Source organism: Leifsonia sp. HAY1-4F (genome assembly GCF_056755275.1).
The window spans coordinates 1-241 of record NZ_JBNDHX010000558.1 but is presented as its reverse complement, the minus strand read 5'-3'; the positions used below and the strand labels follow the sequence as shown (position 1 = coordinate 241).

Sequence of the window (241 nt, the reverse complement as noted above, 5' to 3'; positions counted from 1 at the left end):
TCGCAAAGGCCATGCTGGGCAGGGCCACGGCAACCCACACCCAGTGGTGCGACCACGACACCGGACTGATCAGGAGCATCAGGATGGCGGTGGCAGAGACCGCGACGAAATTCTCATCCGCAGCCACGGACCACCTGATAATGAGGCCGGCGACCACCACCAGGACCAAGGACAGCGCCATCCACACAAGATTGGTGACCGAAGAGTCCGGCATGCCGAAGTGGAGGAGCAGGCCCTTGAC

General features: G+C 62.7%; 1 pseudogene. It reads right to left on the bottom strand.

Annotation, left to right across the window (positions count from 1 at the left end):
• Positions 1–241, bottom strand: a pseudogene (locus ACPYOG_RS20485) (mannosyltransferase); the annotation flags it as partial.